Source organism: Hydrotalea sp. AMD (assembly GCF_004100315.1).
In the GTDB taxonomy this organism is placed as follows: domain Bacteria; phylum Bacteroidota; class Bacteroidia; order Chitinophagales; family Chitinophagaceae; genus Hydrotalea; species Hydrotalea flava.
Window position 1 is genome coordinate 1 of record NZ_SCKY01000046.1, and the last position, 7,877, is coordinate 7,877.

Here is a 7,877-nt window from a genome sequence, read left to right on the forward strand (position 1 = left end):
TGCAATACTTTATAGAACCTGCTAAAGGCAATGATTTAAAACTTGCAATGGCATGGGAAAAAATCAGGATTGAGTTTTCTATTAAAATAAAGTAAGCAGCTATGGCAAAAAGCAAACACTACTATATCCGCAAAATACATCGCTGGCTCGGTGTAGTACTCGGCATTCAATTTTTGTTATGGACAATTGGTGGACTTTACTTCAGTTGGAGCAATATGGATGAAGTACACGGAGATTTTCAAAAAAGAAATGCACCGCTGTTATCATCCAATATTTCATTGGTTTCCCCAACAATGGTTTTAGATACAATTAAGAAAGTTCACCGGATAGATTCAGTTGTATCCATTCAATTGATTGAAATATTTGGTAACCCTTTTTACCAGGTTCGTTGTATCAGTGCCGCCCACACTGATACAAAGCACCAACATGAAATACAATCCATGAATCATCTGGCTGATGCAATTACTGGTCAGCTTCGTGGACCATTGACAAAAGAAGAAGCAGTTGGTGTAGCTAAAATGAGATTTAACGGTGAACCAAAAGTAAAATCAGTTGAATACTTAACAGGCACAGATGGTCATCATGAATATCGGGAAAATCCTTTACCTGCGTATGCCATTACATTTGAACATCCATCAAAAACCACCGTGTATGTAGCCAGCGAATTAGGAACTGTTCAAAAATTCAGGAACAATAAATGGAGAATATTTGATTTTTTATGGATGATGCACACAATGGATTATGAAGGCAGGGACAATTTTGGGAATACTCTGCTTCGGTTCTTTTCAATTTTTGGATTGGTTACAGTGTTAAGTGGATTTGCATTATTCTTTGTGAGTACCAAACGCAGGAAGAAAAAAGCTATGCATTTCCCAACTCTGAATTAGTATTAATATCCGGGCTTTTGTTGTAAACTTTTATTGCAATTTAAAAAATGAAGAAGGATATTAAAAAGCAAGGCACTAAGAACAAAAGACCGATTCCAAAGGTTCTGAAATATGCCCTTTGGATTATTCTTGCTCTTTTTGTACTTGCAATCTTTGCTCTTATCATGCTTATACAGAACATACACATTGAAAAATAATAAAGCCTGGCCTTATTTAAGACGTATGTATTTTTTGGTTTTTGAGAAATAGTGAGGAAACTGTGGATTTTAGACACTTAATTGACTGATTTGCAACAAAATTCCTAAATTGCACATACCCAATGTTTAATTTGAAACAAAACGCCTTATATTTGCAACCAATGAAATTTGTATTTAGATATTTAGCCATTTTTTTACTCTACCTGTCCTGCCTTCCATGTGGAGACAGAGTGGAATGTAATGTAAAAACCCAGGCAAAAATTTCAACATCTACAAGTCATCATGGGCATAAACATTCTTCAGCGGCCTGTACCCCTTTCTGCAATTGTTCCTGTTGCGCCGCCTCAGCGTTTAACTCTCCTTTATTAAAAGTACAAACTGACAAAGTATATTTTCAGTCAGTAAAATTTCCTCTTCATAATGAAGACTGCAATACCGAAGTCTTCTATTCCATTTGGCAACCGCCTAAATTAGCTGCATAATAAACCCTTCTTTCAGTGCAGCGTCATACACTGCTGTTTGCATTTTATCATTTAAGATACCAAGTTGGTTATGACTAAAAGAAAAAAGTCAATGGCCCGCAGTAAACCAGTTTACAGCAAAATAAAAGACCCTTAAAACCGAAATGGATGCGGGTTACAAAAATCATTACAATGATAGTGTTTGGCATTTTAATGCTGATGGCTATTGCAGGAATGATTATAAAATATTATAGACTTGTTTCAAAACATTAAATAGAATTATGCTCAATAAAATCATTCAATTCTCCATAAAAAATAAATTGGTCATCTGCCTGTTTACACTTGCATTAATAATATGGGGTGTTTACTCGGCAAAAAAATTGCCGATTGATGCCGTGCCTGATATTACTAATAACCAGGTACAGGTTATAACTTTAAGCCCATCGCTGGCGGCACAGGAAGTAGAACAACTGATTTCTTTTCCGGTGGAACAAACAATGGCCACCATTCCGGAAGTGCAGGAAATCCGTTCCATATCCAGGTTTGGATTATCCGTAGTTACTGTTGTATTTCATGATGATGCCAACATATATTGGGCCCGTCAGCAAGTAGGTGAACGGCTGATAGAAGCCCGTAACCAGATACCGAATAATATAGGCAACCCGGAAATGGCTCCTATTTCTACGGGATTAGGTGAAATTTACCAATATGTTTTACACGCCAAAAAGGGCTTTGAAAATAAGTACGATGCAATGTCCCTTCGTACCCTACAGGACTGGATAGTTCGTCGTCAGTTGCTTGGCACACCCGGCATCGCCGATGTAAGCAGTTTCGGCGGTCTTTTAAAGCAATATGAAATTGCTTTAAACACTGATAAGCTTCGCAGCTATAATCTATCCATAGCAGATGTATTCAATGCCCTTGAAAAAAATAATCAGAATACAGGTGGAGCTTATATTGACAAAAAACCCAATGCCTACTTTATCCGCAGCGAAGGATTTATTAAAACCATTACTGACATTGAAAAAATTGTAGTTACAAGAACTTCCGGCGGTTCCCCTGTATTGGTCAGAGATATTGCAACGGTACAGTTGGCCATGCCACGCAATACGGGGCATTAACCCGTAATGCGGAAGGCGAAGTAGTTGGTGGCATTGTTTTAATGCTCAAGGGAGCAAATTCCAGCATTGTAATTAACAGTGTAAAAGATAAAATAACACAGATTCAGAAAAGCTTGCCGGAAGGTGTTGTGATTGAACCCTTCCTTGACAGAAGTGCTTTAGTGAGCAGGGCAATCGGAACCGTAAAAACAAACCTTATTGAAGGGTCTTTGATTGTAATTTTTGTATTGGTGGTTTTCCTTGGCAATATCCGTTCTGGCTTAATAGTGGCTTCCGTAATTCCCCTCGCCATGCTTTTTGCTATTTCGCTGATGAACATGTTTGGTGTGTCAGGCAACCTGATGAGTTTAGGCGCTATTGACTTTGGTTTGATTGTGGACGGAGCGGTGATTATTGTGGAAGCTACCATGCATCAGTTGGGGCATCGAAAACCCGGAAGACTAACGCAAGACCAATTGGATGATGAGGTATATAAGTCGGCAGGTAAAATGATGAACTCTGCAGCCTTTGGACAAATCATCATATTGATTGTGTACCTGCCCATTCTTGCATTAGTAGGTATTGAAGGAAAAATGTTTGGACCAATGGCACAAACTGTTTCATTCGCAATCCTTGGAGCCTTTTTGTTGTCACTTACTTATGTGCCCATGATGAGTGCCCTGGTATTGAGCAAAAAAATAAGCCACAAAGAGAATCTATCTGATAAAATGATGAAATTTTTCCAGAGGCTTTATACTCCTTTAATACGAGGTGCTTTAAAAACGAAATTGCTTGTAGTAAGTATAGCTGTTGGTCTATTTATTATCAGTTTATTTATTTTCAAAACACTTGGTGGTGAATTTATTCCAACATTGGAAGAGGGCGATTTTGCAGTTGAAACAAGGTTACTCACTGGTAGTTCGTTAACTCAGACCATCGAAAAAATCACTCAGGCCTCTGACCTTTTGATGAAAAGATTTCCGGAAGTAAAAGAGGTGATTGGGAAAATAGGTGCATCAGAAATACCAACCGACCCTATGCCTATTGAAGCTTGTGATATGATTATTCTTTTAAAGGATAAAAAGGAATGGACCAGTGCCAGCAACCGGGAAGAGCTGGCAGAACTGATGCAAAAAGAACTGGAAAAAATACCGGGAATTTCTTATGGACTTTCTCAACCCATACAACTTCGGTTTAATGAATTGATTGCCGGTGTACGGCAAGATGTAGGAATTAAAATATTTGGAGAGGATTTGGATGTACTGGCAGATTTGGCAAAGAAAATTGGAACCATCGTTCCTACTGTTAAGGGTGCCGAAGATTTATATGTAGAACAGGTTACGGGTCTTCCGCAAATTGTTATTAAACTCAACAGGGATAAGATTGCTCAATTTGGTTTAAATGTAGAAGATGTGAACCGCACCATCAGCGCTGCATTTGCCGGGGAAGCTGCGGGTATTGTATATGAAGGCGAGAAACGTTTTGATATGGTGGTGCGGTTAGAAAAGACAGGCCGCCAGAGTATTGATGATGTAAAAGGATTATTTGTTGCGGCCCCTGATGGTAACCAGATCCCATTGGAACAGGTAGCCGATGTGAATTTGCAGTTAGGCCCTAACCAGATACAACGGGAAGATGCCAAAAGAAGAATCATAGTAGGTTTTAATACAAGAGGCAGGGATATCTCGTCAGTTGTAAAAGAAATACGGGAAAATATTGAGAAGCAGGTAAAAATGCCTCCCGGTTACTTTATTACTTATGGAGGACAATTTAAAAATCTCGAAGAGGCCAATAAAAGATTATCTGTTGCTGTGCCTGTTGCATTAGCATTAATTCTCCTGCTTCTATTCTTTACGTTTGGTTCTATTAAATATTCACTACTCATTTTTACAGCTATACCGATGAGTGCTATTGGCGGTGTATTCGCTTTATGGTTCAGGGGAATGCCATTCAGCATTTCCGCAGGTGTGGGTTTTATCGCACTGTTTGGTGTAGCTGTATTAAATGGCATTGTGTTAATCAGCGAATTTAACCGGCTAAAAAAGGAAGGTATGACCGACATAAATGCAATTATTCTAAAAGGAACCTCTGTAAGGTTGCGACCTGTGTTAATGACCGCAACAGTTGCTTCATTGGGCTTTTTACCAATGGCGTTGTCCACAGGTTCCGGAGCAGAAGTACAAAAGCCGTTGGCGACGGTTGTAATAGGCGGATTGATTACGGCTACTTTTCTTACGTTGGTAGTTTTGCCGGTGTTATACACCTGGTTTGAAAAGATAAAACCAAAAGCTAAAAAGTCCTCTGCGGCTAAGGGCTTGGCTTCTTTGCTTATCCTGTTTTTAGCCTCATCATTTGCTGCAAATGCACAACAGCCAAAGACAGTGATAAATCTTAATGATGCAGTGTCATCTGCAATGAAGAATAACCCATTGGTAAAAGTGGGAACGCTGGATATAAGTTACCAGCAACAATTGAAAAAAACAGTAAAGGATTATGGCAAAACAAATGTTGGCCTTACGTTTGGCCAGTACAACAGCCGCATTGCTTATGATAATAATTTCAATATTAATCAGGGCATACCCAATCCTGCTTACTTCAAAAGTCTTATAAAGCTATCTGAATCGAATATCAAAAGCAGCGAACTGCAATTGAAAATTTATCAAACTGAACTGGCGGCAAATACAAAAACATCGTACTACCAGTTAAGCTTTTGGATAGAGGAAATAAGGTTGTTGAAAGAGTTGCTGGCTATTTATGAAAATGTATTGAAGGCATCGGCATTGCGGTATAAAACCGGCGAAACAAATGCACTGGAAAATTATAATGCTGAAAGCAGAGTGAATGAGATAAAAGCGCAATTGAGAAATGCGGAAGAAGATTACCGTATTGAATTAAACCGCCTGAAAGTGTTTACTGCAGATTCTTCCGTTACAGCAATTGCCGACACTTCACTTGTTGAAAAGCAGATACAGATAAATTTTGATACAGCTGCCGTTGCAGCCAACCCTACACTGGCCTTTATTAAACAGCAGATTGATATTGCCTACAGAGAAAAAGCTGTTGAGCAGTCAAGATTAAAACCTGATTTCTCCGTAGGCTATTTTAATCAATCGTTGGTGGGTTATCAAACCGTAAACGGAGTAAATAAATACTATGGCGCTGCCCACAGGTTTCAAGGAGTTAATTTGGGCATCAGCATTCCCATATTTGCCAGGGCACAAAAAGAAAAAGTAAAGGCTGCCGAAGTAAACCGGGTGCGCCGTGAAGCAGAACTGACCAATTATCAATACAACCTGCAGGCTGAACTGACAAGGCTGTTTGGCGAATTGCAAAAACAAAGAGTTCAAATCAACTACTACCGCAATACAGCTTTACCGCAAGCCAATCTTATCATCACCCAGGCGCAAAAAGCTTTTACGGCCGGTGAAATTGGATATTATGAGTTGACTCAATCACTCAATAATGCCGTCATCGTAAAACAGGAATACACCAAACTTTTAAATCAATACAATCAAACCGTCATTGCTATCGAATTTATCGGCGGCATCAATTAATAAGAACGGGCTAAAATAAAATTATTATGAAACAGAAATTTTTAAGTTCACTTGTTATACTCACAGCTGCCATTGTATGGCTTTCATCCTGCTCTTCCAAAGGAAATGCAGAAGCTACGCCGGCAGAAGAAACCAAAGTTGAAGAAGCAGACATAGTGGATTTGTCAGAAGAGCAGTTTAAAACAATAAATCTGCAATATGGCGCTATTGAAGAAAAAAATCTCAGCAGTGTTATCCGGGCATCGGGTGTTTTAGATGTGCCACCACAACAATTGATCACTATCTCCTCACCTTATGGAGGCACCTTAAAAAATACGGAGCTACTTCAAGGTAAACCTGTTACAAAAGGAGATGTAATTGCTGTATTGGAAAACCCGGAGTTTATTCAGTTGCAGCAAGATTATCTGGATTATAAAAGCCAGTTGGTTTTCCTGAAAGAAGAATTGGACCGTCAGCAGGAATTGGCAAAAGAAAATGTAAATGCAAAAAAAACTTTACAAAAGGCCGGCAGTGAGTATAATAGTATGATGGCAAGAGTACAGGGATTAAGATCCAAACTGCAACTCATCAATATCAATCCTGATAAAATTAATCCTGATAATATCTCTCCTAAAGCAAATATCTATGCTCCCATTTCAGGCTATGTTACTAAGGTGCTGGTGAACATAGGCAAGTTTGTAAACGCAAATCAGGAGCTATTTGAAATTGTAGATACCCGTCACCTTCATGCAGAACTTACCATTTTTGAAAAAGATGTTCCAAAATTGAAAATAGGTCAGAAAATACGTTTTGTGTTGAATAATGAAACAAAAGAGCGTTTTGCAGCAGTGTATTTAATAGGACGTGAAATCAGTGCTGAGCGAACGGTTCGGGTGCATGGACATTTGTTGCAGGAAGATAAAAACCTGTTACCAGGTATGTACCTGAAAGCAATTGTAGAAACTGGTGTTGCTACCACTACTGCATTGCCTGATAAAGCGATTGTACAATCGGCAGGCAAGTCATACATTTTTATTGCATCAGAAGAAATGAAAGAGGGAAAAAAGCCAGATGATGCTAATAAAAATACAACTGTTGAAAAGCATATTGCCTTTAAAAGAATTGAAATAACTATCGGTGTTTCAGAAAATGGATACACAGAAATTATTTTACCTGAAGGCTTTGACAAAAACAGCAAGGTAGTGGTTAACGGAGCCTACGATTTGTTATCGAAAATGAATAATGTGGAGGAGGAATAAATTCTATATGGGTCGGAGCCCTGCCTTGTTTGTCCCGTTTTAAAATGGAAAACCTTGAATGGCAGGGTTTCCGTACCCACCAAAAAAATAATTGTCTGATTGATTTATTTAAAACAAAACCAATTTTAATTATGAAAAAGATACTCGTTACCGCTATACTGTCTATAGCAATCGCAACATCTTTTACAGCCTGCAATAATGCTGCTGATAAAACTAAAGAAGCAGATAAAGAAAAACTACATGATGTGCATGATGGCGACAATCATAAAAAAGACGACGGTCACCAGCATGACACCACCTATAAAAACGATATCGATACTATGGGCATGAAAATGGGTGACAATGAATTGGATACAAAGAAAAAATAAATCATCATTTAAAATTAAAAATTATGAAACAGTTATTTGCATTTATCGTGATGCTGTTATCTGCATCTTTTT

Annotated in this window: 6 protein-coding genes; all 6 read left to right on the forward strand. The window is 38.5% G+C overall.

Going from position 1 to position 7,877, the window contains the following annotated elements; translation table 11 throughout:
* Positions 1-101: 101 nt before the first annotated feature.
* The 6 genes from EO766_RS17360 to EO766_RS17380 all read left to right on the forward strand — a co-directional run bounded on the left by EO766_RS17360 (position 102) and on the right by EO766_RS17380 (position 7,805).
* Positions 102-887, forward strand: a complete 786-nt coding sequence (locus EO766_RS17360) for a hypothetical protein (protein ID WP_068241681.1) — start codon at positions 102-104, stop codon at positions 885-887.
* Positions 888-1,245: 358 nt separating this feature from the next.
* Positions 1,246-1,566: a DUF6660 family protein gene (locus tag EO766_RS18500; RefSeq protein WP_353744848.1), complete on the forward strand. Its 321-nt coding sequence runs from the start codon at positions 1,246-1,248 to the stop codon at positions 1,564-1,566.
* A gap of 260 nt (positions 1,567-1,826) precedes the next feature.
* Complete coding sequence (locus tag EO766_RS17365; RefSeq protein WP_287101666.1) at positions 1,827-2,666, forward strand: efflux RND transporter permease subunit; 840 nt, start codon at positions 1,827-1,829, stop codon at positions 2,664-2,666.
* Positions 2,609-6,199 (forward strand): CusA/CzcA family heavy metal efflux RND transporter, encoded by a 3,591-nt coding sequence (locus EO766_RS17370; protein WP_287101668.1) that lies wholly within the window; start codon positions 2,609-2,611, stop codon positions 6,197-6,199. Before EO766_RS17365 ends, EO766_RS17370 begins: the two co-directional genes overlap by 58 nt.
* A gap of 26 nt (positions 6,200-6,225) precedes the next feature.
* Entirely contained in the window at positions 6,226-7,437 is a 1,212-nt protein-coding gene (locus EO766_RS17375) for an efflux RND transporter periplasmic adaptor subunit (protein WP_074419838.1), read from the forward strand.
* Positions 7,438-7,481: 44 nt separating this feature from the next.
* Entirely contained in the window at positions 7,482-7,805 is a 324-nt protein-coding gene (locus tag EO766_RS17380; protein ID WP_068241688.1) for a hypothetical protein, read from the forward strand.
* Positions 7,806-7,877 lie beyond the last annotated feature (72 nt).